The 24,991-nt window shown below is 62.3% G+C and carries 23 protein-coding genes; 14 read left to right on the top strand and 9 right to left on the bottom strand.

What is annotated here, in order from left to right:
* The 4 genes from E2F43_RS03940 to E2F43_RS03925 all read left to right on the top strand — a co-directional run bounded on the left by E2F43_RS03940 (position 1) and on the right by E2F43_RS03925 (position 3,023).
* Entirely contained in the window at positions 1-561 is a 561-nt protein-coding gene (locus tag E2F43_RS03940) for a DUF4242 domain-containing protein (protein ID WP_133209749.1), read from the top strand.
* Positions 562-658: 97 nt separating this feature from the next.
* Positions 659-1,222, top strand: coding sequence for an OsmC family protein (locus E2F43_RS03935; RefSeq protein ID WP_133209747.1), 564 nt, complete (start codon positions 659-661; stop codon positions 1,220-1,222).
* Positions 1,219-2,499 (top strand): NAD(P)-binding domain-containing protein, encoded by a 1,281-nt coding sequence (locus E2F43_RS03930; RefSeq protein ID WP_133209745.1) that lies wholly within the window; start codon positions 1,219-1,221, stop codon positions 2,497-2,499. The genes E2F43_RS03935 and E2F43_RS03930 overlap by 4 nt, the downstream gene beginning before the upstream one ends.
* A 161-nt stretch (positions 2,500-2,660) precedes the next feature.
* Positions 2,661-3,023 carry a rhodanese-like domain-containing protein gene (locus tag E2F43_RS03925; RefSeq protein ID WP_133209743.1) on the top strand — a complete coding sequence of 121 codons (363 nt, stop codon included), beginning with the start codon at positions 2,661-2,663 and terminating at the stop codon, positions 3,021-3,023.
* Between the two features lie 2 nt (positions 3,024-3,025).
* Here the strand turns inward: E2F43_RS03925 and E2F43_RS03920 are convergent, their stop codons facing one another.
* Positions 3,026-4,642 carry a tRNA-dihydrouridine synthase gene (locus E2F43_RS03920; protein ID WP_133209741.1) on the bottom strand — a complete coding sequence of 539 codons (1,617 nt, stop codon included), beginning with the start codon at positions 4,640-4,642 and terminating at the stop codon, positions 3,026-3,028.
* Positions 4,643-4,809: 167 nt separating this feature from the next.
* Here E2F43_RS03920 and E2F43_RS03915 point away from each other — a divergent pair, with 167 nt between their 5' ends.
* Both E2F43_RS03915 and E2F43_RS03910 read left to right on the top strand, forming a co-directional pair.
* On the top strand, positions 4,810-6,966 hold the full coding sequence (locus E2F43_RS03915; protein ID WP_133209739.1) for a hypothetical protein: 2,157 nt from the start codon (positions 4,810-4,812) through the stop codon (positions 6,964-6,966).
* 24 nt (positions 6,967-6,990) lie between these two features.
* Positions 6,991-7,461: a peroxiredoxin family protein gene (locus E2F43_RS03910; protein ID WP_133209737.1), complete on the top strand. Its 471-nt coding sequence runs from the start codon at positions 6,991-6,993 to the stop codon at positions 7,459-7,461.
* A 20-nt stretch (positions 7,462-7,481) separates the two neighbouring features.
* Here the strand turns inward: E2F43_RS03910 and E2F43_RS03905 are convergent, their stop codons facing one another.
* Positions 7,482-8,951 carry a protein adenylyltransferase SelO gene (locus tag E2F43_RS03905; RefSeq protein ID WP_133209735.1) on the bottom strand — a complete coding sequence of 490 codons (1,470 nt, stop codon included), beginning with the start codon at positions 8,949-8,951 and terminating at the stop codon, positions 7,482-7,484.
* Between the two features lie 93 nt (positions 8,952-9,044).
* Between E2F43_RS03905 and E2F43_RS03900 the strand changes: the two genes are divergently transcribed.
* The 4 genes from E2F43_RS03900 (at position 9,045) to E2F43_RS03885 (ending at position 14,072) form a co-directional block, all read left to right on the top strand.
* Positions 9,045-10,916: an N-acyl-D-amino-acid deacylase family protein gene (locus tag E2F43_RS03900; protein WP_133209733.1), complete on the top strand. Its 1,872-nt coding sequence runs from the start codon at positions 9,045-9,047 to the stop codon at positions 10,914-10,916.
* Between the two features lie 125 nt (positions 10,917-11,041).
* Positions 11,042-12,742: a 2-oxoacid:acceptor oxidoreductase subunit alpha gene (locus E2F43_RS03895; protein ID WP_133209731.1), complete on the top strand. Its 1,701-nt coding sequence runs from the start codon at positions 11,042-11,044 to the stop codon at positions 12,740-12,742.
* Positions 12,742-13,566: a thiamine pyrophosphate-dependent enzyme gene (locus E2F43_RS03890; protein WP_133209729.1), complete on the top strand. Its 825-nt coding sequence runs from the start codon at positions 12,742-12,744 to the stop codon at positions 13,564-13,566. Before E2F43_RS03895 ends, E2F43_RS03890 begins: the two co-directional genes overlap by 1 nt.
* Positions 13,563-14,072, top strand: coding sequence for a ferritin-like domain-containing protein (locus E2F43_RS03885; RefSeq protein ID WP_133209727.1), 510 nt, complete (start codon positions 13,563-13,565; stop codon positions 14,070-14,072). The genes E2F43_RS03890 and E2F43_RS03885 overlap by 4 nt, the downstream gene beginning before the upstream one ends.
* 5 nt (positions 14,073-14,077) lie before the next feature.
* Here the strand turns inward: E2F43_RS03885 and E2F43_RS03880 are convergent, their stop codons facing one another.
* The 6 genes from E2F43_RS03880 to E2F43_RS03855 form a co-directional block, all read right to left on the bottom strand.
* Positions 14,078-14,482 carry a CBS domain-containing protein gene (locus E2F43_RS03880; protein WP_133209725.1) on the bottom strand — a complete coding sequence of 135 codons (405 nt, stop codon included), beginning with the start codon at positions 14,480-14,482 and terminating at the stop codon, positions 14,078-14,080.
* A complete protein-coding gene (locus tag E2F43_RS03875) occupies positions 14,482-14,832 on the bottom strand; it encodes a P-II family nitrogen regulator (protein WP_133209723.1) in 351 nt (116 codons plus the stop codon). Before E2F43_RS03875 ends, E2F43_RS03880 begins: the two co-directional genes overlap by 1 nt.
* 9 nt (positions 14,833-14,841) lie before the next feature.
* A complete protein-coding gene (locus tag E2F43_RS03870) occupies positions 14,842-15,648 on the bottom strand; it encodes a DUF1538 domain-containing protein (RefSeq protein ID WP_133209721.1) in 807 nt (268 codons plus the stop codon).
* Entirely contained in the window at positions 15,648-16,382 is a 735-nt protein-coding gene (locus E2F43_RS03865; protein ID WP_238946738.1) for a DUF1538 domain-containing protein, read from the bottom strand. Before E2F43_RS03865 ends, E2F43_RS03870 begins: the two co-directional genes overlap by 1 nt.
* A 94-nt stretch (positions 16,383-16,476) precedes the next feature.
* Complete coding sequence (locus tag E2F43_RS03860) at positions 16,477-18,348, bottom strand: AsmA family protein (RefSeq protein ID WP_133209719.1); 1,872 nt, start codon at positions 18,346-18,348, stop codon at positions 16,477-16,479.
* Positions 18,349-18,424: 76 nt separating this feature from the next.
* Positions 18,425-19,681 carry a valine--pyruvate transaminase gene (locus tag E2F43_RS03855; RefSeq protein WP_133211081.1) on the bottom strand — a complete coding sequence of 419 codons (1,257 nt, stop codon included), beginning with the start codon at positions 19,679-19,681 and terminating at the stop codon, positions 18,425-18,427.
* Between the two features lie 101 nt (positions 19,682-19,782).
* Here E2F43_RS03855 and E2F43_RS03850 point away from each other — a divergent pair, with 101 nt between their 5' ends.
* Entirely contained in the window at positions 19,783-20,679 is an 897-nt protein-coding gene (locus E2F43_RS03850) for a DUF3667 domain-containing protein (protein WP_133209717.1), read from the top strand.
* Here E2F43_RS03850 and E2F43_RS03845 read toward each other — a convergent pair.
* Complete coding sequence (locus tag E2F43_RS03845) at positions 20,676-21,194, bottom strand: DUF4760 domain-containing protein (protein ID WP_133209715.1); 519 nt, start codon at positions 21,192-21,194, stop codon at positions 20,676-20,678. The two genes, E2F43_RS03850 and E2F43_RS03845, sit on opposite strands and share 4 nt — an antisense overlap.
* Before the next feature lie 138 nt (positions 21,195-21,332).
* Between E2F43_RS03845 and E2F43_RS03840 the strand changes: the two genes are divergently transcribed.
* Genes E2F43_RS03840 through E2F43_RS03830 form a run of 3 tightly spaced genes read left to right on the top strand, consistent with a single transcriptional unit; the run spans position 21,333 to position 24,960 of the window.
* Positions 21,333-22,496, top strand: coding sequence for a DUF819 family protein (locus E2F43_RS03840; protein ID WP_133209713.1), 1,164 nt, complete (start codon positions 21,333-21,335; stop codon positions 22,494-22,496).
* The gene (locus tag E2F43_RS03835) at positions 22,493-23,881 is read left to right on the top strand and encodes an SH3 domain-containing protein (RefSeq protein WP_238946737.1); all 1,389 of its coding nucleotides are present in this window, start codon (positions 22,493-22,495) and stop codon (positions 23,879-23,881) included. Before E2F43_RS03840 ends, E2F43_RS03835 begins: the two co-directional genes overlap by 4 nt.
* Positions 23,878-24,960 (top strand): dipeptide epimerase, encoded by a 1,083-nt coding sequence (locus tag E2F43_RS03830; protein WP_133209711.1) that lies wholly within the window; start codon positions 23,878-23,880, stop codon positions 24,958-24,960. The genes E2F43_RS03835 and E2F43_RS03830 overlap by 4 nt, the downstream gene beginning before the upstream one ends.
* The last annotated feature ends 31 nt before the right edge of the window (positions 24,961-24,991 follow it).

Raw genomic sequence — 24,991 nt, 5'->3', positions numbered from 1 at the left:
ATGGACGAGATCGTACTGCAGCGAACATTTCCCCAACCCCTGGGCGAAACCGGCTTCTACGCCCTGGCCAGGGAAACCATGGACTGCCTGGATCTCTACCGCGCCCAGTGGCAGGAGAGCTTTCTGGCGGAGCAGGGCAATCGCCTGGTCTGCCGCTTCCAGGCCCCCGACACGGAGTCGCTGCGCCAGCTCTCCCGAGACGACGGGGCCAGGCAGAAATCGGTGTGGGCGGCCACCGTGCACGAGGCCGGGGTGGATGAACTGGCGCGGGTGATCGTCGAGCGGAGTTTTGATGAGCCCGTCGCGATAGAGGACTTGCAGGCCCGGGAGGACGCGGCCGCCGGCTGCCTGCAACTGCACCGGGTGCGGTTTATCCGCAGCCTGTTCTCCCGCGACCGGCAGAGCATGGTCTGCCTTTATGCCGCGCCGGATGCGGAATCGGTGCGACTGGCACAGCAGCAGGCGAAAATGCCGTTCCAGTCGATCTGGGCCTGCCGGCACTACACCCCCGAAAATTTTTTTTCCTCGCCGGATGGAAGCGATTCCACGCCAGCGCCCTAAAAAACACGCTGACTTCCACGCAGGCTTAAACGCGCCATCCGCAGACTGCTCTCCAACGGCGGAATCACTGCCGTCAACCCAAGCAAGGAGAGTCACAATGAATATGTATAACCGAATCGTGGATAACGGCGTAAATGTGGAGGCGCTGATCGGCGCCCGGGAAGCGCTCACTGAGGCCCCGGCCGGAGCCCGATTTCAATGGCGTGCCACCTGTCACTGGGTCAATGGCACCCACACCCGCTCCGAGGTCGAGCAGTTTTCCGGCCTGGGGGAGGAACACTGTCACCGCCGCAATTTCCGCTTTGACGCGGACCACCCGGAAATCTTTGCCGCCGAAGACAATGGCGCCACGCCAGCGGAGTACGTGCTGGTGGGCCTGGCCAGCTGCCTCACGGCGGGTGTTGCCTCGGTGGCGCAGCACCGCAACATCCAACTGCACTCCGTCAAGGCCAGCGTGTGCGGGGATATGGATATCCAGGGCATTCTCGGCATCGACCCCCAGGTACGCAACGGCTACCAGGGGATCAAGGTGACCTTCGACATTGATGCCGATGCCACCCGAGAGGAAATAGAAGCTGTCGTCGCCCAGTCCCAGAAACGCTCTGCGGTGTTTGACATGGTCACCAATCCCACCATGGTGGAGGTCGAGGTACGCTCATGACTTGTGCCCACCCACGAGAGCGGTTGACCACGGTGGTGGTTATTGGCGCCGGACAGGCGGGACTGGCCTGCAGTTACTACCTGTCCCGCTTTGGTGTCGACCATGTGGTGCTGGAGCGCGGCGAGGTGGCGAATTCCTGGCGCCATGAGCGCTGGGACTCCCTGCGTCTGCTGACACCCAACTGGCAGAATGGGCTGCCAGGGCAGGCGTATCAGGGGGATGATCCTGACGGCTTTATGGACATGCGGGGTGTCATTGACCTGATCACGTCCTATGGCCGCCACCACCAGGCTCCGGTGCAGGTGCATACCCGGGTGACCGGCGTGGCGCCGGCGCCCGGCGGCTACCGGGTGTGCACCGACAGGGGCAACTGGCGCTGTGTCTCCATTATTGTCGCCAGTGGCGCCTTCAACCTGCCGTCGATCCCGGCGCTGGCACACGAGCTGCCGGCCTCCGTGGCCCAGTTCAGCAGTCATGACTATCGAAACCCCGGGCAACTGCCCGGGGGTGATGTCCTGGTGGTGGGGGCCGCGGCCAGCGGGGTGCAGATTGCCGATGAAATCCAGCGCAGCGGTCACCCGGTAACGCTGGCGGTCGGCGAGCATGTGCGCATGCCCAGAACCTACCGGGGTCGCGATATCCAGTACTGGCTGCAGGCAACGGGCCTGCTGGATGAAAACTGGCGGCAGCTCGAGGATCTGTCCCGCGCCCGTCGCCTGCCCTCGCCGCAGTTGCTGGGATCGCCGGAGCGGCGGGAAGCCGATCTCAATCGCCTGCAGCAGCAGGGGGTGCGCCTGGCGGGGCGTCTCGCCGGTATCCACGCCGGCAAACTGCAATTCTCGGGTGGGCTGGCCAATGTGACCCGGCTGGCGGACCTGAAGCTCGGTCGCTTGCTGGATGGCATTGACAGCTGGATAGAGGTAAATACCCCGCAAGTTGCCCCGGTCCGCCGCCCTGCAAGCATCCAGCTGGATAATCTCGCAGGCCTGGGCCTGCCTCTGGGCAAGGGCGGTATCCAGACGGTGATCTGGGCGACCGGCTATCGCCCGGATTACAGCTGGCTGGAGCTGCCCATTTTCGACCGCCGGGGTATGCCGCAACACGAGGGCGGGGTGAGTGCGATGCCCGGGGTGTATTTTATGGGGCTGCCGTTTATGCGCAGGCGCAGGTCCAGCTTTATCTGCGGCGCCGGAGACGATGCCCGGGATATCTGTCACCACCTGCTGGCCTATATCGGCCGCCCGGTGGACTGGTACTGGTGTCGTCGGTCTGCGTGATGGCTTTACCGGCGCAGATGCCCCAGTGGACGGATGTTGTGGCACCGATCATCGTCCTATCCGCCAGATATGCCCGGTGCATTGATTCAGGCCATGGTCCCGTCGGCGTTGGAGCGTTAAGATTCAGCGCCAGATTACCGTAAATACAGGAAAGTGAATCGATGTTGAAAACCGTACCTGAAATCGTGGCCGAGGCCCGGACCGAGTTACGCTGTGTGGATGCAGAGACCGCGATGACCGAGGTCAATGAGAACCAGGGCACGATCGTTGACGTGCGGGAGTTGATTGAGGTGGAACAGTTAAATGCGCCCCACTCTCTGAATATCCCCCGCGGGATCCTGGAAATGAAAATTACCGAACTGGTGCCGGATGAGAACCATCCGCTCTACCTTCACTGTGCCACGGGCGGCAGGGCGACCCTCGCCGCGGAGCAACTCAAGCGCCTGGGTTACCAGAACGTATCGGTCATTACCTGCCCCATCGACAATGTCCTGGAGCAGCAAAGGCTGCTCTCCGGAGACTGATCTCAAGCGGACAGGAAGGGCCCGTCCACGCACAGGCGGCGGCCGTCCGGCGCCGCGCAGGCACCGCAGATGCCCACCCCGCATTTGGTGAGGTAATCAATGGCGCTGAATATCTGCTCATCGCGGCAGAATTCCCGCTGCACCGCTTCTGCCGCATGCACCATCGGTTCCGGCCCGCAGTTGTAAAATACCAGTGCGTCCCGCTCCCCGGCTGACATCCCCTGCAGGCGCCGGCGCAACAGCTCGGTGACGAGGCCATGGTAGCCGGCGCTGCCGTCGTCGGTGGCCACATGCACCTCGGCGATCTGCTGGCATTCCTCGAGGAAGTACAGGCGCTCGGCGGTGCGGGCGCCGGCAAACACTTCCGCGTTACCGAAGTCCCGGGCCGCCTGGTACACCGCTGCCAGGCCGGTGCCACCGGCCACTGCCATGATTCGAGCGCCTTCCGGCGGGTCGACGGGAATGCCGTGCGGGCCGCGCACGTAGCACTCGGTGCCCTCGGGTAACGACATCATGGCGTGGGTGAATTCGCCTACGTCGATCACCACCAGGGAAAACGGGTCGTCGGTCAGGGCCGAGAAGGGTTTTTCGCCGACACCGGGCACCCACAGGAAAATGAACTCCCCGGCCTGGATGTTGATCTTGCGATCGAAGGTGAGAATGGTGATGTCGTCGCAGACTTTCTCGTTCTTTACCAGGCTGACCGGGCGGAAATTCATGTCGATGTCGTAGCGCACTTTTGACTCCGCGCGGTTCCGGTCGCGGGCCAGGTCTGACGACAGGGTCGCAAAATAGTCGCCAATTTCATCGGTGGTCAGTCCCACCAGTGCTGAGCCGACACCGACGATGCTGGCGCCGGCGTCGAAATAGGCGCGCACGTCATCGGCGCTGGACACGCCGCCACAGCCGATGATCGGCAGATCGCTGGCTTCCGCCACCTCCTTGACGCACTTGAGGCCGATGGGCAGCACGCCCTTGCCGGACATCCCCCCGGCGCCGTTGCTCAGCACCGGGTGGCCGTGGGCGGAGGTATAGCCGGGTCCCACCGTGTTGATGGCGCAGAAACCGTCGGCGCCGCCGGCTTCGGCAGCCCGGGCGATCACGGCGATATCGGGCGTATTGGGGGTCAGCTTGGGAATCACCGGAATGTCCACCGCGGCCTTCACCGCAGCCACCACTTCCCGCACCATATCCGGGTCCTGGCCCATGGCCATGCCATAGCCCTTGGCGTGGGGGCAGGACAGGTTCAGTTCCAGGCCGTCGGAGACCGGCGCCAGGATCTTCGCCACCTCGACAAATTCGGCGATGCTGCCGCCGAAAATCGAGGTCAGCAGAAAGCGATCTTCGGGTACGCGCAGCTGGGCCATCAGTTCCGCCGAACGCCGTGGCCCGGGATTGGTCAGGCCCACAGCGTTGACGAAGCATCCTGGGGCGTACTGGCTCAGCACAGGCTCCCGATACCCGGCCCGGGGCTCGGGACCGATGCTCTTGGTCGTCACCACGCCCACCTCGGGCATATGGTCAAAAATATACTGCATGATCGGCACCGCGGTAGTGACGATGCCCGAGGGAATGGTAAAGGGGCCGGAGAGGGTCTTGCCGAAAAATTCTGTGCTCAAGGTTATGGACTCGATCTGGGGCTGGCGAGGAGTGCGCATTATAAAGCCTGCCGGGCCATCCGGCGAATCCCGCACTGGCGGCCGGGGAGCAGTGTTGTACACTGTATCGAGCGGTATTGAGCGTGGTACGGAATAACCCCATTCGCAACAGGTGAGGTGGCTACGGAGTGGCATCACTGCTGAAGGAACTGAAGCGCCGCAACGTGTTCCGCGTGGCGGTGGGCTACCTGGTACTCGCCTGGGTGGTGATGCAGATTACCGACCTGGTGGCGCCGGCGCTGCTGCTCCCCGAGTGGACTCTCAGCCTGGTCACCTTCCTTGGCATACTGGGTTTCCCCTTTGCCCTGTTTTTTGCCTGGGCCTTTGAACTGACCCCCCAAGGTCTCAAGCGCAGCGAAGACGTTACCCCGGAAGAGTCCATCACCGGGCAGACCGCGGGCGCGCTTAACAAGATTACCATCGCGCTGCTGTGCGCCGCGGTTGCCATTCTGCTGGCGGACAAATACCTGGATTTTGGCTCGCTGCTTGCGCCGCCGGCGGAAGTCGACGTCGCTGCCGCACCGGTGTCGGCCCCCGAGGCAGAAGCGAAACCCCGCAGCATCGCCGTTTTGCCCTTCGTCAACATGAGCGACGACCCGGAGCAGGAGTATTTTTCCGATGGTATTTCCGAGGAGTTGCTCAATGCCCTGGCCAAGATTCGCGAATTGCGGGTGGCGGCGCGCACGTCCTCCTTCGCGTTTAAAGACAACAACCAGAACATCACCGACATCGGGGAGCAGCTCAAGGTGGAAACCGTGCTGGAGGGCTCGGTGCGCAAGTCCGGCGCCCGGGTGCGCATTACTGCTCAGCTGATCTCGGTGGACGATGGTTACCACATGTGGTCCGAGACCTATGACCGGGACCTGACCGATATTTTTGCCGTTCAGGACGAGATATCGGCGGCCATTGTCGATGCCCTCAAGCTGCACCTCTCGGCGGGTGAGGCGCCGGCAGCGCAGCAACCCGTGAATATCGACGCTTACAACCTCTACCTGCAGGGCCGGCACAATGTCCGGCAGCGCGATCCCAAGGCGCTGGAATTCGCGTTAAAGCAGTTTCAGCAGGCCATTGATATCGACCCGGACTATGCCCAGCCCTGGGCGGGGATGTCGCTGGCGACCCAACTGCTGCGGGAGGACAGCTACGGCAAAATTCCCGGCCCGGAGTCGGACCGGCTGGCCCAGGAATACCTGGACCAGGCCTTTGCCCTGGACCCCGAACTCGGCGAGGCCCACGCCGGCCAGGCCCTGCTGTACAACGTACAGGATCGCTGCGAGCAATCCCTGCAAAGCCTGGACAAGGCCCTGGCGCAGCTGCCCGCCGAGGGCATTCTGTACACCTGGCAGAGCTTTTGCCTCAGGTCGCTGGGCCAGTACGACGCGGCGCGGGAAGCGGTCAACCGGGGTTTTGAAGTGGACCCGCTGCACCGCTCGGTCAGGGTGAACTGGATCCAGCAACAGGTGGATGACCGCAATTTCGACAGGATTCGCAAGTCAGTCGCCAAGGGCACCCGGGAGTATTATGTCGCGGAGTTCTTTATTGCCGGCGCCGAGGGGCGCAGGGCGGACCAGTACCGCTTAATGGACGCCGCCGACAAGGTGCAGGGCCGGGAGCTGAACGCATTTTACCGTGACCTGGTGCGCTTTGTGTGGCTGGGTGAGACCGATTTGCCCGAGGGGACCTTCCCCACCCATATGGAAGATATCTTTACTGCAGTGCGTGCTCCGGATATAGCGGCATCAGCGTTAGTGGGAGACGATTTGCAGGCGCTATCGCGGGAACAACTGCATATCCTGGCCATAGCCCTGGTTGCCCTGGATCGCTGCGGCGATCTGCTGTCAAAATTGGCGGCTATGAATTTCGAACAAATGGACCAGTTTGGCGATCTGGGCGACGGCGATAGTGATTTCGGACTGGGCTCCTATTACGCCCACTGTCTGCGGCAAACTGGCGAAGTGGGGCGTGCGGAACAACTCGCGCAGAAGTTGTTGGCCTACTTCGACCGGGCAGTGGCAAACGGCCTGCCGATAAGGAGTTGGGACGATTTGCGGGCGCATTTGTTGCTTATTCTCAACAGGGATGAGGAGGCGGTGGCATCTTTGCGCGATGTGTATGAACACAACGCCCTCGCCCCTATACGGGTGGCCGCATTCTCCCGCCTGTTCGCCGGGTCACTCAGGGAAAATCTGGACTTCCGCCAGCTATGCCAGGATATGGAGGCAACCATGAACGAGGAACGTGCCAAGCTTGGTTGGCCGCCGAAATCACTGGCCGACATTCTTTAACCCGAAACCACTCGAGGACTAAACATGGGTCATTTCTTCCGTGCATTTATCGCGGTGCTTGTATTGATCACAGCACCCGCCATGGCCGAGCCGGCCCCGGCATTCTCCCTGGCTGACAGCAATGGCCAGCAGGTCAACCTGTCCGACTATGCCGGTAAACCGGTCATTCTGCACTTCTGGGCCAGCTGGTGCCCCGCCTGTAAAATGGGCCAGCCCGGGTTGCAGGCGCTGGCGGAGCAACACGCCGACCAGCAGGTGGTTCTGCTGGGGGTCAATTTTGCCGAGGACGAGGGCGTTGATCCACAGCAAGTGTTGAGTTCACGCGGCCTCAGTTTCAGGACTCTGGTAAAGGGCAAGCCGGTGGTGGAGCTGTATGGCGTGAAAGGCACGCCCACCACGTTCTTTATTACCCGTGAGGGTGAGGTGGCCGGCATCAGCAACGCCTACAAGCCCGAGGATCCGGAGCTGCGGGACATGCTCGCGCGCATCCTGTAATCGTCACCGGGTAACCGGGGTCAGGTCCCGCAAAATGTTCGTGACACGGTCTCTTCTGGCCCAGGGGGTAGTGCGTACTCCCGGTATTCAGGCGCAAAGGGCGACGGATGGGTCACCCGGTCCAGCAGTTTTTCGAAGGGGCCGAAATCTCCCTCATCCTCCGCTGCCCGTATGGCAGCTTCCACCAGATGGTTGCGGGGAATAAACGCCGGGTTGGCCCTGTCCATGCGCCGGGTCCGGGTCTCCGGGGTCAGTTGGTCGGCGTCCAGGCGCTGGCGCCAGCGGGACAGCCAGGGAATAAAGCTGTCGGGGAACTCGAACAGTTCAGCCACGGGCTGTTCCGGCTCTGTTGCGAGGTCGAACAGGCGGCGGAAGCATAGCGTGAAGTCGACCTGCCCACCGCTCATCAGTTCAAACAATTCATCCACCAGTGGTCTGTCCGCGTCGCGAATTTCGTCCAGGCCCAGTTTGTCGGCGAGGCCGCGCAAATGGGCGGCCTCAAACAGGCTGGGGAAATCATCCACGGCGGCCTGGGCCAGTGCTACCGCTGTTTCCTGGTCGTTGTGCAAGACCGGTAACAGGGCCTGAGCCAGCACGGCCAGATTCCAGTGGGCAATCCCGGGCTGGTTGCGGTAGGCATAGCGACCGCCGTGGTCGATTGAACTGAAGACTTTGGCGGGGTCAAAGTCGTCAATAAAAGCACAGGGTCCGTAGTCGATGGTCTCACCACTGACCAGCATATTGTCGGTGTTCATCACCCCGTGAATAAAGCCCAGCAGTTGCCAGCGTGGAATCAGCGCTGCCTGGGCGGCGATGACTGCCTGCAGCAGGGCCAGGGCCGGATTGTCGGCGTTGGCGCGCTCGGGATAGTGCCGTTGCAGGGTGTAATCCACCAGGGTGGCAAGGGTGTCCGGGTCCTGGCGGGCGGCGAAAAACTGGAAGGTGCCGATGCGGATGTGACTGGCTGCGACCCGGGCCAGAATCGCCCCCGGCAGGAACCTGTCCCGTGCGACCTGCTCGCCGGTGGTCACCGCCGCCAGGGCGCGGGTGGTGGGCACCCCCAGGGCGTACATGGCTTCGCTGAGCAGATACTCCCGGAGTACCGGCCCCAGGGGTGAGCGGCCATCGCCGCCGCGGGAATAGGGCGTCGGTCCGGCGCCCTTGAGCTGGATATCAAAGCGCTTTCCTTGCTCATCCAGCACCTCGCCCAGGAGTATGGCCCGGCCGTCTCCCAGCTGGGGATTGTAGCTGCCGAACTGGTGCCCGGCGTAGACGGCGGCCAGTGGCTCGGCCCCCTCCGGCAGATGGTTGCCGGCGATTGCGGCAACGCCCTCTGCCGAGGCCAGCCAGCCCGGGTCGATACCCAGTTCCCCTGCCAGTGGACGGTTGACCGCGATGAGTCCCGGAGTTGCCACTGCGGTAGGGGGCAGCCGGGTGTAAAACTCCTCCGGCAGGCGGGCATAGGTATTGTCGAAGGGGATCGGGCCCATGGGCTTGAACTATCCTGAAGCAGTCTGATCTGCTATATACGTCTGTTGGCGCATAATAGCCTAACCGGCGCAAAGAATATTCAGGAGACACGTATGTCGAGGAAAACCTGGGACACCCTCATCCAGAACGCACTGGTGTTTGACGGTACAGGTGAAAAGCCAAGGGAGATGGATATCGCCATCAAGAGCGGCAAGATCGCCGCCAAGGGTATGTTCCTGCCGCGATCCATGGCGGCGGAAGTTATCGATGGCAGCGGCCAGTGGCTGATGCCGGGGCTGCTGGACATTCACACCCACCTGGACCTGGAAGTTGACCTGGAGCCGGGCCTGCCCGAGGTGGTGCGCCATGGCACCACCACTGTGCTGGTCGGCAATTGCAGCCTGGGTACCTGTTTCGGCAGCCAGCTGGAGGGCGAACAGGACCCCATTGTTGACTGTTTCACCCGGGTGGAAAATATCCCCAAGTCGGTGCTGCGCAAGTGCGTCGCAGCGGTGGACTGGCAGAATACCGGCGAGTACATGGATCATTTCGAGAAGATCCCGCTGGGGCCCAATGTCGGGGTCTTTGTGCCACATTCCATGCTGCGGATTGAAGTGATGGGCCTGGAGCAGAGTATCTCCCGCGAGCCCACTGAAGCGGAACTGTTGCGCATGGAGGCCCTGCTCGACACGGCCATGGACCAGGGCTATATCGGCATGAGCACCGACGGCCTGCCCTTCCACTACCTCTCCAACGACCCACATACCGACAAGCGCATCCCCACCCAGTTCGCCAGCTTTGGTGAGCTCAAGCGCCTGCTGCGGGTGGTGCGCAACCGCGCCCGGGTCTGGCAGACCACTCCCATACTCGAGCACAGGCTGAAAGCGTTTCTCTATTTCATGTTCACCAGCGGGCGTCTGTTCGGCAAGACGCTGAAAACTTCGGCCCTGTCGGCAGTGGAGTTTGTGCTGGCGCCCAAGGCCGTGAACGGGTTCCTCGGCTTTGCCGCGTTGATGAACAGCCGTCTGTTCAAGGGCAATATCCACTTCCAGGCCCTGGGCACCAGTTTCCGAATCTGGTCCGACGGCATTGTCAGTCCCTTATACGAGGAGCTGGATTCAACCTGTCAGCTGATCGCCAAGGAGTATGACGACGTGGAGGGCCGCAGGGCCCTGCTCAATAACCCGGCCTTCATCCAGCAATTTCGGGACGACTGGCATCACGGCCGTGGTGACAAGGACTTCGCCACGATCAAGGCAAAGCTGGGCCTGCCCGATGTGCTGGTGCCGCGCGACCTGGACATGATGCACTTTGATGGCGCGCCGGTGCCTGAGTGGGATGGCGAAACCCTGCAGCAGGTGTATGACAGACTGGAGCGTTACCAGCGGGGTCAGGCTGACCAGGCCCGCTCTGACGCCGAGCGCGATGCCTTGGATAAATTCCCCCGGCCCGTTGGCGACGACGCCGAATTCATGCTGCATATGATGCGCGAGTACGACAAGGGCTTCCGCTACTGGGTGGATGTGGCCAACAGGAACGACGATGTTACTCTGGACCTCCTGCTCAACAAGCACACCCTGCCGGGCTTTAACGACTCCGGTGCCCATATCACCAACATGGCATTTTTCGATGCCAACCTGCATTCCCTCAAGCTGGCCCAGCGCAAGTCGCTGGAAACCGTTGCCAGGATGGTCAGGCGCCTGACCAGCGAGCCCGCCGCCTTTTTCGGGCTGGACGTGGGCACGCTGGAACTCGGCGACCAGGCCGATATCACCATGATCGATCCCGAGGCCCTGAAAACCTGGGATGACAAGACCGGCAGGCAATTGATCTACCGCGAGCTGTTCGAGCACCAGCAAATGGTCAGTCGTTCTGACGGCGTGGTGACCCATACTTTTATCAATGGCGAACCCGTGTGGCGGGACGGCGAGTTTGGCCCGGCCCTGGGCAAGCAGACCCTGGGGCGTGCCCTGCGGGCAGCCTGATCGGCAGTACCAGGCGAGGGCAACACGGGGTAATTTATTGAGCCAGAGCAAACTTGCGGGGTTTTGTACTGGCCATCACCGCTGCCGGCGCTATGCTGGTTGTCCTCAACTGTGAGTAACCGGGCATGACGCAGCAACAGCTTTCCATAGCAATCACCGGCGCCGGCGGCGCCGGTGTCATATCCGTCGGCGAGCTGCTGTTGCAAACCTGGGCGGCAGGCGGCGGCCGGGGCCTGCTGCGCAAGGCTTTCGGACCACAAATCCGCGGCGGCGAATCCGCCGCCCTGCTGAAACTCACCGATACTGAACACTATACCCCCGCAGACCGTTACGACCTGTTTCTGGCCTTCGACTGGACAAACTTCAACCGCTTTGGTGACGAGATAACGCTCTGCCCCGGTGCGCTGGTGATTTGCGGGGAAGAAGGCGAGCTGCCGCCGCCGGTGCGGGCGGTAGACCCCGATGTGCATTACCTGCCGCTGGCTGACCTGGCCGTCGACACTCACGAAGAGGGCCGGGTAAACATGATCGCGTTGGGTCTGTTGGGGCGGTTGCTGGGGCTTGCCAGTGCAGACCTGCAGTCGCTGGCCCGGAACAAGCTCGCCGCAAAACCACAGGCTTACCAGGATGCCGCGGCAGCCTGTATTGAGGCGGGCAGTCAGTTGTCGCTGCCCTGCCAGCTGGCTGCGCCACCGCTGGGTGAACCCGGGGCCTGGTACCTCAGCGGCAATCAGGCAGCCGGCCTGGGGGCGCTGGAGGCCGGCGTCCGCTTTGTTGCCGCCTACCCCATAACCCCTGCATCCGATGTACTCGAGTGGATGGCAGGAGGGCTGGAAAAACTCGGCGGCCAGCTGGTGCAGGCGGAAGACGAACTGGCGGCTATCAATATGACCCTGGGGGCGGCTTTTGGCGGTGTGCCGTCATTCACCGCCACTTCCGGGCCCGGGCTGGCGCTGATGACCGAGAGTATCGGGCTGGCGGTGGCCAGTGAAACGCCGGTGACCATTCTCGACGTCATGCGCGGCGGGCCCTCCACCGGTATTCCCACCAAGTCCGAGCAAAGCGACCTCAATATCGCCCTCAACGGTCTGCACGGAGACGCTCCCCACCTGGTGCTGGCGCCTCTGGACATTGCCGACTGCGTCTATACCAGCGCCTGGGCGGTGCACCTGGCGCAGGGCCTGCAGACCGCAGCCATTGTGCTCTCCGACCAGTTCATCGGCCAGTCGACGGCGGTGGTTACCGAGCCCGTTCGCTGTCCCAGGCCGGAATTCCCCGCGCAGGACAGCGGGAACGACTACCTGCGCTACAGACTGACCGAGTCAGGTGTGTCCACGCTGGCGGCACCCGGGGACGCGGACCAGCGTTTCACCGCCGACGGCCTGGAGCACAATGAGCGGGGTACACCCTCGGCGCGCGATGATGACCACCAGAAGCAACTGGCCAAGCGGGCCGGCAAATTGAACAATCACCCCTTTGGCGACGCCTGGGCCCGTATCGATGGCACGGGAGAGCTGGCCCTGCTGTGTTTCGGCTCGGCCTGGGCGGCGGTGACCGAGGCGGCCACGATCCTGGCCGACGCCGGCCTCAGTACGCGGACGGTGGCCCTGCGCCTGGTGGCGCCCCTGCAACACGAGCGACTGGCAGCAGCGCTTGCGGGCTGCCGCCGGGTGGTGGTGGTGGAACAGAATCACGGTGCCCAGCTGTTTCATTACCTGCGCGGCCAGATGGAGTTCGCGGTGCCCGTGGCAAGTTACAGCCGGGCCGGCCCGGTGCCCCTGAACGGGCGGGCGATTGCCGATTACATGACCGCGGAGGGCCGCTGATGAAGCAGTCTGTGAAAGTAAGGGCCAAGGATTACAAGTCAGAGGTCAAGCCTATCTGGTGCCCGGGCTGTGGCCACTTCTCGGTGCTCAACGCCATCACCAAGGCCTTCGCCGGTCTGGGCATTGCCAAGGACGACACAGTACTGGTCTCGGGCATCGGTTGTTCCTCCCGCTTGCCTGCCTACGTGGACAGCTACGGATTTCACGGGGTTCACGGGCGGGGACTTGCCATTGCCCAGGGACTCAAGGTCGCGCGACCGGATCTCACAGTCATTGCCCTGGGCGGTGATGGGGACGGGTTCTCCATTGGCGGCAATCATTTTCTGCACGCCTGCCGGCGCAATGTGAACATGACCTATATCGCCATGGACAATGAGGTCTACGGGATGACCAAGGGCCAGGCGTCACCCACTACCCCGGCCGACTGGGATCACAGCAAGCTCACCCCCCACGGCCCCGGTGTGCGGCCGTTCAAGCCGGCGGCTCTGGCCCTGGCGGCGGGGGCGCCGTGGATCGCCCGGGGTTATTCCGGCAACCCCAACCAGATGGCCGGGTTGATTGCCGCCGCTATCGAACATCCGGGATTCAGTTTTTTGCATGTGCTGTCCCAGTGCATTACCTTTTGTCCGGAGCAGACAGACTGGAAGTCCATCGTCAGTGAGCGTAGCGAGCCGGCACTGAGCGACGCTGACGTTGCGGCCAGCCTGTTTCACCACGAAGATGGCTTCCAGACCGGGTTGCTTTATGCCGCGCCGCGCAATAGCTGGCCAGGGCCGCAGGCGCAGGTGCAATCAGCGGACATCAGCGAAGGATTCAGATTATGAGCAAGCAACAGCTGGGTGAATTTCTGGCCCATTCGGTGGAACTGGAGTCAGAGGCCCGGGAACGCTACCTTGAACTGTCCGAGGCCATGGCAGAGCACAATAACAGTGAGGTTGCGGAGTTCTTTGGCCGTATGGCCGACGAGTCGCGGCTGCACCTGGAGGAAGTGGCGGAAATTGCCGAGCAACACGACCTGCCCGACCTCAAGGCCTGGGAGTTCAACTGGCCGGAGGAGGAATCACCGGAAGCGGCCAGCTACGAGGCGGTGCACTACCGCATGACCCTGCGCCAGGCCATGTTGCTGGCACTCGATAACGAACGGGCCGCCGAGCGGTTTTACCGATCTTTCGCCGAAACCAGCAGTGATAGCGAAACCCGGCGGCTGGCCTCGCGATTTTCTGCTGAGGAGGCATCCCATGCTGCCCACCTGGTCAAGTGGCTGGGCAAACTCCCCGCGGACCCGGAACATTCGCTGGAGGAGGACGACGCCCCGCACATGCCGGAATAGCCCCGTTACTCGATCAGTTTACACAGGCCCTCGAACACCAGCTCGCTGTAGCTGACAATACCGATCACCCTGCCATGCTCGATCACCGGGGCATTGGACAGGCCAAAGCTCTGGAACATCCGTGCCACGTAGCGCACGTCCATGTCGGGCTCCACCGGGATGACCGGCTTGGACATGATCTCGTAGACATTGACCCGCTCCGCTGCCCGGTCCCGGGCCAGTACTTCCTTGGCGACATCGGCCAGCAGCACAATGCCAAAGGCGTCGTTTTCGTTGCGTTTTTTCACGATCAGCACTTCGGACCGCTCTTTACGCATGGCGCTCAGCGCTTCGGCCACGGTGGCCATGCCGTCTATCTCCAGGTGGTTTGCGTGCATGACGTCCCTGGCTTTAATGACTTTACGGTTCATCAGATCAATTCCTCTACGTCACGGGATAGCTGCATGGCCTGGCGGGTGATACCTACCGCGTCCTCCACATCCAGCTGAAAAGCAATGCCGGTGCCGGGCCTGTCGTCCAGTTCGCCGGCGCGATTGATTTCCTCGAGAATCTGCCGCGACAGGTGCTGCTCCACCAGCATCAGAATCACATCCCGCTGGGTCTCCAGGCTCAGCCCGAAAAAGGTCTTGCTGACCTTGAGCCCCTCGCCACGGGCATTGTGGATGACAGTGGCCCCGGTGGCTCCGGCCTCACGGGCGGCATCCATGATGGCCTCGGTCTTGTCGTCCTCGGTAAAGACGATAATCATTTTGAAGTGCATGGCTTCTCCTTATGCGCGATGTTGCGCGTCCTCCTTTCGCCTCCGGGCCACAGCGCTGCGCAGTTCCGAGAGCTGAGCGTAGGCCATTACCGAAAGTATGGGAAACAGGCTGGCAAAGGCGATCAGGCCAAAGCCGTCAATAAGCGGGTTACGGCCGGGTACGGTTTCCGCCAATCCCAGGCCCAGTGCGGCCACCAGGGGCACCGTCACGGTTGAGGTGGTTACCCCGCCGGAATCGTAGGCCAGGGGAATAATCATTTTTGGCGCTACCGCGGTTTGCAGTACCACCAGCACATAGCCGGCAATGATATACCAGTGGATGGGGTCACCGGCCACGATGCGGTAGCAGCCCAGGGATATGCCCACCGCGACCCCGAGCGCGACCGCGATACGCAGTCCCCAGATGCCAATGGCACCACCGGATACTTCACTGGCCTTGATCGCCACAGCGATCAGCGAGGGCTCGGCAATGGTGGTGCTGAAGCCGATCATAAAGGCGAAAATGTAAACCCAGTAATAATCTGTCCAGGCCACATCCGCAGCGAGGTCTCCCGCTTCCAGTGCGCCGCGGATAAAGCCGGGGTCGGTCAGCTGCGCGGCCATCAACCGGCCCAGGGGGAACAGGCACCATTCCAGCCCCAGCAGGAACAGCGAGAGGCCCACCAGCACCCAGCAGAAGCCGAACAGTATCTCCGCCAGGTTGGCCGGCTTCTGCCGTATGACCGCGAACTGGAAGCCAAAAATAATAACGGCGATCGGTATCACGTCCTTCACCGTGCCCAGGGTGGTGGTCCAGATAGCGGTGAACAACTCCATCAGATCAGCATCCCGTAGGCCATGACGAAAATCATCGGGGTCAGGGACGCGAAGGCAATAAGGCCAAAGCCGTCGATCATCGGGTTACGGCCGCGTATGGAGGAGGCCAGTCCCACCCCCAGCGCTGTCACCAGTGGCACGGTAATGGTGGAGGTGGTGACGCCGCCGGAGTCATAGGCAATGCCGATAATTTCCTGTGGCGCGAACATGGTCATGATCACCACCAGAACATAGCCGCCGATAATCAGCCACTGTACCGGCCAGCCCTTGATAATGCGCACGACACCGATGACGATTGCCAGCCCGACCGAGAATGCCACTGTGTATCTCAGGCCGCTGGCATACTCGCTGCGGGCATCATCGGTCGACGCTATCATACCGCCTTCGGCAGCCACCGAAGCGGCCTCTGCCGCCACCGCGATCAGTGCGGGCTCGGCCACGGTTGTCCCGAAACCGAGGGCGAAGGCGAAGGCAATCAACCAGAACAGGCTGCCCTTGCGGGCAAAGGCGCTGGCCATGGACTCGCCGATAGGAAACAGGCCCTGCTCCAGCCCGTGAATAAAAAATGTCAGGCCCAGCACCACGAAGAGCACACCGACCAGGATCTGGCCGACATTCGGCAGGGGTTGTTGCAGCACCGCAAACTGGAAGAACAGGATCACCAGGATGATTGGCAACAGATCCCGCAGGCTGCCCAGCATGGCGGTGAGCAGTTTTTTTAGGGTAGAGGTCACTGGCGCCCTTAAGCTTGATTCAGCACAAGGGTATCAGGCCCGGCACCGGCAAAAATTGATTTAGCTAAAGGTTTTGGCGCGTAGGCATGGGGTGCTAATTGCCCAGCAGCCCCTTCAGCAGTGCGCCGGCTTCCTCGCCGTACTTTTTCTCGATCTCTTTCTGGGCCTTGCGCTTGAGTTCGTTGGTCGCCAGGTCCTCGATGATTTCCTGGCTGTCCACGGCGCACCAGTCGGCCGGGTCGCCGCTCGCGTTGCCCCGGCAGTTGACCGGCCATGCGATGGCTGTGATGCGCTCATTGACCCGGCACGCCGGATCCAGTTGCTCCAGACCAGGGGATAGCCTGGCGGTAAAGGTGGTGTCGAAATCGAGCGTGGCGATGTCCATGGCGCCCTCGCCAAGCAGGCGGATATCGGGGAAACTGGCTTTCAGTGGTTGCAACCGGGCCTTCCCACCGGCCAACTGCAGGGAAACGGACAATTCCTCGAAGGCGCTATCCTCGGGGAAGTCTGTGGCAAGGGCTTCCTGGTTAACCAGCGCCACGGTCTCACACAGCATTTTTTCCACGCCCATGCCCTGCAGCACCGCCTGTTCGGTTATTAAATTCACCGGCCCTCGCAGGGTGTTGGTGATGGCCCCGCTGGTGTTGCCCTGGCCGTGAAGCTTCCAGTCCAGGCTGGCCTGGCCGGTGAGAATGGGTTCCACGTCCGATGCTGCCAATGCGCTGGCGATATCCAGCTGTTGCAGGTCTCCCTGGGCGTTGACTTTGGCGGTGCTTTCCCTGGCATTGAGGCTGGCTTTCATGGTGAGTGTGCCGCCGTGAATGGCACCGGTAATCTTGTGGAAGATGGCCTGGCCGTCCACGACCCGCAGTTTGGCCTTGAATTCGTCTACCCGGTGGTTACCCCAGATGACCTGGTCGATGGCAAGGTCGGCCCGGGTGTCCATGAGGCGCAGCGCATCCAGCGGGAGTGGCACATCGTCCTGGTCCCTGGGTTCTGTCGGGGCGGTTTCCGCACTGGCGGCGTCGGGGCCCGCCAGTGCCAGCAGGGCAGGGGTAAACTGGTTGAGGCGCAGCTGGGCATCAACCTGCGGACTCTCGAAGCTGGCGTAGCGCAATTGTCCCTCGGCCCTGGTGTCGCTGATATCCGCCACCAGGTTCAGGTCCGCTATCCGGCGGTTGATATCTACCTCCCCGGAGGTGGTCATTGAGATCGGTGCCTGCAGTGCCCCGGTGACCGCGAGGTCCATGGTTTCCAGCCCGATAACCTGGGTCTCCTGGTTAATCATCACCTTGCCCTTGAGGCTCACCACCACCGGTGGCTCGCCGGCAACGCTGATAGCGGCGGCCACGGGAATCGGGCGTCCATCGAGGTTGAGCCCCTCGACCGTGAAGCTGGTGATTTCGATCACCTGGGTGTCGGCGCCGGTTTCTGTAATCTCAATGCGCGAGTCGGTAATGTGCAGTTTTGCCACCTCCAGCGCCAGGGGTATCGCCAGTATGTTCTCTGCGCTGGCGGCCTTGCCCGCCTCAACTCTGTCGGCTTCTTTTTGCTGGTAGAACCGGGCCAGTTGCTGGTCATTGTAGGAACTGGTGTCCACCGGATCCGGTGCCGGCTCGGTGACCATCGAAATGACCACCCCGTCCAGCAGGATGCTGTCGATGACCACCTGCTTCGACAACAGCGGCATCATTTGCACCCCGATTTCGAGGGTGCGGGCCCGCAGGCTGGTCTGCTGTTCACCGGGCATATCGAGCGCCACCTGTTCCAGGCTCAGCCCGAGTCGGGGGAAGATGCTCAGGTCAGCGGCGCCGCCGACCTCCAGGGTTGCCCCGGTTTTCTGCCGGAGTTCGTCCGCCGCCAGCGCCAGTATTTTTTCCTCGTCCACGAACAGCGTCACCAGGATAACCCCGGCCACTACCAGTACCAGCGGGATTGCGATCAGGTAAAAAAGAAAACGGGGCATGGAAATTCCTTGTTGTGTTGCCGGCGTCTGTAGCTATGACCACCAATAGCGGACCGGGTTCGATCCCGCTCCGGTTTCAGCCTTCCCGGTAGGCCCGGTGAACTTCTTCGCCGATGATGTCGATACCCTCGCGCACTTTGCCGGCGTCCTGGGCGTAGGACACCCGTATGCACTCGTGCTTGTGGGACCAGTCGTCGTCCATACCGACGAAGAAATTCTGTCCCGGTACCACCAGCACACCCCGCTGCTTCAGGCGTTGGTAGAGTTGCTGGCTGGTAATCGGCAGCTTTTCAAACCACAGCCAGAGAAATATGGCGCCCTCAGGCTTGTGCACGTGCCAGGGCAGGTCCCCGAGGCTTTGCTGGAACCACGCCACGGCCTGGCGGGAGCGCTCCCGGTAGAAGGGCGTCACAAAGTCGCGGCTCAGGGTGAGTATCTCGCCGCTGTCGAAAAGCGCCCGCGCCAGGGCCGGCCCCAGAGTCCCGCAGGCGAGGCTGACAATGGTATTTGCGTTGGTATACGCCCGGATCAGCTCCTCGCTGGCGACCAGTATGCCGGTTCGCACCCCGGGCAACCCCAGTTTGGACAGGCTCAGGGCCAGTATGGTGTTTTCATTCCAGTGCGGTGTGGCAGGCTCGAACAGGATGTTGGGAAAGGGCAGACCGTAAGCGCCGTCGATAATCAGGGGAATTCCGTTGGCGCCGGCGATGCTGTCGAGGTGCCGCACCTCATCGTCAGTGAGTACATTGCCGGTTGGGTTGGTGGGCCGTGAAACGCACAGGGCCGCTACCGAGCTGTCGACCTCCAGCTGTGAGAAATCCACGTGATACTTGAACAGGTGCTGGTCCAGCCGCTCGATACTGGGACGGGTGGCGGAAAAAAAGTGATCGCTCAGGCCGGTGTCGGCATAGCCGATGTACTCCGGCGCCAGCGGCAGGTGAATACTGCGCCGGCGACCGTCGGGCATCTCCCCGGCGAGCATATTGAAGAGGACAAAGAACGCCGACTGGCTACCGTTGCTGATGGCGATATTGTGTTCGCCCACTGGCCAACCGTAGTGCTTGTTGAGGAAGGCTGCCAGTCGCTGGCGAAACTCCCTGTCGCCCTGGGGTGACTGGTAAATGCCGAACAGGCTGTGTCGCTGTGCCGGGTCCGACATGATGGTTTCCAGCCGTTGCTGGAATATGCGTTCCATCTCCGGCAGGCGGCCGGGATTGCCACCGCCCATGAATATCATGTCCGGGTTCTCATTGAGGGCAGTGCCCAGGTCATCCATCAGTTCGACGATGCCCGACCGGCCTGAAAATTTTTCTCCGAAGGCTGATAGTTTCAAGCGCATGATTTCGCAGCTGCCATCTCAGCAAGGGTTTGGGGTATGGTAGCGTCTGGGGATACAGGCGTATACCGGAAGTCGCTAGACGAAGCGGGATCAGCATGGAAGATCGGGCGCAATATTGCCGCAATTGCCGGGCCAGGGTCACCGGGCAGTACTGTTCCGACTGTGGCCAGCGGGAGGGGCGCGCGGATAAGCGTTTCCTGGACCTGGCGGGTGAATTGCTGCGTGACGTGCTGGACGTGGATTCACGCTTCTGGCGCACGCTGGCGTATTTGTTGTTCCGGCCGGGTCTTCTGAGTGCCGAGTTCATTGCCGGTCGTCGCGCGCGCTATTTGCCGCCGCTGAGGCTGTATCTCGTGATCAGTTTCCTGGTGTTTCTGTTTATGTCTTTTGGCTCGGTGCAGGTAGTAGACCGGGCAGGGGACGGTGCCAATATGGGTAGCGGCCAGGTGATCGCCACTGTGGGCAGAGACGGGTTTCCCGGATCCGGGGACGAGGCCGGGGATCCCAACGATTTCTCGCCGGTTCTGGGTATCGCCGACGAGAACAGTCCCCAGTGGCTGCAGGACGTCCAGCGTCGCATGGAGCGGAATGCGGGCAAGCTGAAGGATGACCCGAACCGGTTCATCGAGACCGTGCTCGACTACCTGCCGCAGATGATGTTCCTGTTGATGCCGGTATTTGCGCTGTTGATCCAGCTGCTCTACCTGGGGTCCCCCTTCCACTACCTGCAGCACCTGGTCTTCTCGCTGCACTACCATTCTTTCGCCTTCCTGTTGTATCTGCTGGCGCAGCTGATTGGACTGGCGTCCGTGGATGTGGATGGCTGGTTGGTTCTCTGGTTGCTGGTCTACCTGCCGTTGGCCCTGCGCAGGACCTACGGCTCCGGCTGGACGGGGGCCGTGTTCAAGTCGCTGCTCGTTGATATCAGTTACGCCGTTGTTCTCGTTTCCGGCTTTGCGGTGGTAGCCGCGCTGGCGTTATTCCTCATCTAGACCCGGCGCGTTGTCTTGAAGCGCACGTGGGCCGGCGGGTCATTGTGTTTGCTGGCCTGGGCCTGGTCGCCAAGCCACTCAAACCATTCGCCCCAGGAGGGTTGCGACTGCTCCTCGCGCAGGTCTTCCTGCCAGCGCGCCAGTTTGCGGCTCATGGTCGATACAATTCCGCCAGCCAGGTCCATGACCAGACGCATGGGTGCGATACCCTCATGAGCCAGCAGGCCCATGGTTTCAAAGGACGTACACACGGTAATTGCCGCCTGTTCATAGTCTTCGCCGCGCTCTCGCAGTTCGGCCAGCGATATTCCGTCCGGAACGTTCTGCAGCAGGCGCAGGGCGCGGGCCAGGTCAGGGCTGTAAAACGTTTGTGCCAGGTTAATCGCAGCTGAATCACGCTGCTGGATGCGGAACTGGTGAATCTGGAACAGGCCGACGACCAGGCCGGTTACGATACTGCCGGCGCCGATGATCTCGGCCAGTGCGGCCCAGGTAGTCAATGGGATGTCGGTCATAGCCATACCCTCGAATGTGATTACCAGGCAAGTGTAACTGTAGATTTGCCATCACGCCGAAAGATTGTCAGGCTGGAATTGAGAAACCGCCGGTGATGATGCATCCTCAACCCATTACCGGCTTGGGGAGTAAGCATTTTGATCAGCAGCGTCGCGGGTTACCTGGCGTCACTGGCCCTGCTCGCTGGGGTGTTGGTCTGGCTGGCAAGGCGATACCCCCAATGGCCGTTGTTTCGCTGGCTACCCCCCATCGTGCTCACCTATCTCTGCGCCATGCTGCTGGCCGCCAGCGGGATCTGGGCGATCAACGACGCCCAGACCCGGGCATATGCCGAAATCAAGCGCCTGTTGGTGCCGGCGATGATCCTGCTGCTGCTGTTGCAGTGCCGCCTGGGGCAGTTGCTGCGACTGGGCCCGCGGTTATTGGCCGCCTTCGCCCTGGCGGCCGGCGGCATCATGCTGGGCTGCGTGGTGGCGTTCGTCCTGTTTCGGTCGGCCCTTGGCGAGGGTGCCTGGGGGGTGTTTGCCACGCTCGCGGGCAGCTGGCTGGGCGGCACCGCCAATATGGTTGCCGTGCAGGCCGCCCTCGAGGTGCCGGAGGCTGACCTGGGCTATGCCCTGCTGGTGGATTCGATCGACTATTCCCTGTGGCTGATGTTGTTGCTGGCCCTGGTGCCGTTCGCTCCCCGTTTCAATGCATGGGCCAGGGCCCGGTCGCTGTTACCGCCGCCAGCGGATGACGCCACGCTGGCCCAGAGCACGGCCGGTGAGTCCCAGCTGTTGCTGCTGGCAGGTGTCGGCCTGCTCGGCGCGGTGGTATCGGACCAACTGGGGCAGTGGCTCGGGGGGCAGGGGTTTTTCACGGTCAGCGTCGTGCGAATCCTCGCCGTGACTGCGATTGGCCTGGCCCTTGCCTATACTCCATTGGCCCGGCTCTCCGGCAGCGATAACCTGGCCAGTGCCCTGCTGTATCTGATGGTTGCCACGATAGCCTCACGCACCAGCTTCGCCGATCTTGCCAGTGCGCCGCTGTACCTGGTGGCAGGCCTGGTTATCCTGCTGGTGCACGGGGCCATCATGCTGGTCGCAGCGAGGCTGTTGCGCCTGGACCTCTTCACCTGTGGGGTTGCTTCGCTGGCGAACATCGGCGGGGTGGCATCGGCGCCGATTCTCGCTGCCGCCTATTCCCGGCAATTGGTGCCGGTGGGAGTGCTGATGGCCCTGCTGGGTTACGTGGTTGGCACCGCCGGCGGACTGCTGGTGGGCAGGGTTTTAATGGGCTTGGGAGGAGTAGAGACGTGAAGCTGATAACGGCGTTGGTATGTGTTTTCGCCCTGTGTTCGGCACAGGCGCATGACCATTATCCTTTCGTTTCCGATGTGCCGGCGATGGAAGAGGCCATGTTGTCGCCGGACTTCTGGGTGGCGCGGCTCCCGGATACCGAACCGAGAATGACCCCGGCGCAGGTGCGCCAGTTCAATCAGCGGGCCTTCGCTGTCGACGCCCATATGCACGACCTGGACCAGCTGCCCGACTCGCTGTCCCGCGAGCGACTCCTGTCCCTGATCAACACGGTAAGCCGTCCGGCATCATCAGCGCGCTACCACGCCGGGAGTGGCGAAAGGGTGAGCGACAGGGATTATCGCCGTTGGTCGGCCATGGCCAACCTGGAAGCCATAAAGGCATACAACCCGGTGCGCTGGGGCCTGGCGGTGAGTCGAAGCTCCATGCGCAGCTTTCCCACCGCAGAGCGGGTATTAAAAACCCCGGAAGACATCCACCTGGACCGCTTTCAGGAAACCGCGGTGTTTCCCGGCGAAAGGCTGGCCATACTGCACAGCAGCGCCGACGGCGAGTGGTTTTTCGCCCTCAATTATCACTATGCTGCCTGGCTGCCGCGCAATGCGGTTGCCCTCGGTTCGCGGGCGGAGATTGCCGCCTGGCATGCAGCCGAGCCGCGGCTGGTGGTCACCGGAGATCAGGTAAGCACCAATTTCAATCCGGCAGATCAGCGCAGTTCCGAGGTGCCGCTGGAGATGGGCGTGTCGCTGCCGCTACTTGACCCCGAGACCACCGGCTTCGAGGTGAATGGCCAGAACCCCTATGCCAGTTACATCGTCAGCCTGCCCCTGCGTACTGCCGGTGGCAGCCTGGAATTCGGTATGGCCCTGGTCGCACGGTCACGTGACGTCACTTTCGGTTACCTTCCCTATCAGCCCGATCTGTTGATTCAGCAGGCCTTCAAGTTCCTGGGAGAACGCTACGGCTGGGGGCACGACTACAATGGCCGCGACTGCACCGGGTTTATCGGAGAGGTCTACAAGTCCTTTGGCCTGTTGATGCCACGCAATACCAGCCAGCAGGCCGAGGGAGAGTATGCCGCTACCCTGCGCTTCAACGCCCCGGATGTGGAAGGGGTTCGGGCTGCACTGACCAAACTGCAGGCGGGAGACCTGATTTACCTGCCCGGCCATGTGGTGATGTACCTGGGTGCGGTCGACGGCGAGCCCTATGTGATTCATGACCGTACCGCCCTGGCCTATTTGAACGAGGCCGGTGAGACCTACCATGGAATCCTGTCGGGGGTATCGGTAACCCCGCTCACCCCGCTGTTGACCGAAGACGGCGCAGGGTTTCTCGCCAGCATCCATGCCATCAAGCGCATTGCGCTCGAGACCGGTTGGTGAGAGTCAGCGCCTATCGCCTGGCCATGCTGCGGGCGCCGCTGCGTGAAGTTTTTACCACCGCCCTGCGCCGGGTAGACCAGGTGGAAGACGTGGTGGTGTTACTGGAGACTGAATGCGGCAGGGTAGGTTATGGCAGTGCCCCGGCAACCCGGGCCATTACCGGTGAAGATCACGCGTCCGTGATCAGTGCGCTGGAAGCAGAACTGTTGCCGCAAATCATCGACCGGGAAATCGATAGTCCGGCAGCGATATTCGCCGCGCTGTCTGGCGGCAATCGCAATGCCCGCAGCGCGCTGGAGGTGGCGCTCTTCGACCTGGTCGCACAGAGCCGGGGTGTCCCGTTGTGTCGTTTGCTGGGCGGCGCGCCGGCCACCCTTTACACCAGCCTGACCATTAGCCTGGGCACCCCCGCCGGGATGGCCGCCAGTGCGCGGGCCGCCCTGGACCGGGGGTTTACCCGCCTGAAAATCAAGCTGGGGGGGGAACCCGGCGAGGATGTACAGCGGGTGCGCCATGTTGCCGTCGCGGTCGCCGGCAGTGCCAGTCTCTACCTGGATGCCAACCAGGCCTGGAACCTGGACCAGGCCATCTGGGTGATGGCGCAGCTGGCGGGCGAAGGTATTGCGGTGGATTTACTCGAACAACCCTTGCCCGCTGCCGACACCAGCGGCATGGCACAGCTGCGCCAGCGGATCAGGACACCGGTCATGGCCGATGAAAGCGTTTTCGACGGTGAAGATGCCGCGCGGGTTATCGCCGCTGGCGCCGCCGACATCCTCAATATCAAACTGATCAAGAGCGGTGGTATCACCGGCGCCCTGGCCATTGCCGATGCGGCAGCGGAGGCCGGGCTTGGCTGCATGATGGGCTGTATGCTGGAAAGCGCTGTCGGGGTGGCCGCCGCCGCTCATGTGGCGGCCGCCCGACCAGCCGTCGTTACCCGGGTAGACCTGGACGCGCCCCTGCTGGCGAGCAGTGACCCGGTGCAGGGCGGCACCCGTTTCGGCGGTTCCCGGATCGCCATCAACCACACACCGGGTCTTGGTATAACCGGCATCGAGGGGCTGGAGTACCTGTGAACCGGTTGCGGCTGGTACAGTAGGCTTTTAC

This window comes from Seongchinamella unica (assembly GCF_004354085.1).
GTDB classification, from domain to species: domain Bacteria; phylum Pseudomonadota; class Gammaproteobacteria; order Pseudomonadales; family Halieaceae; genus Halioglobus; species Halioglobus unicus.
This window is presented reverse-complemented; position numbering and strand designations above follow the sequence as displayed.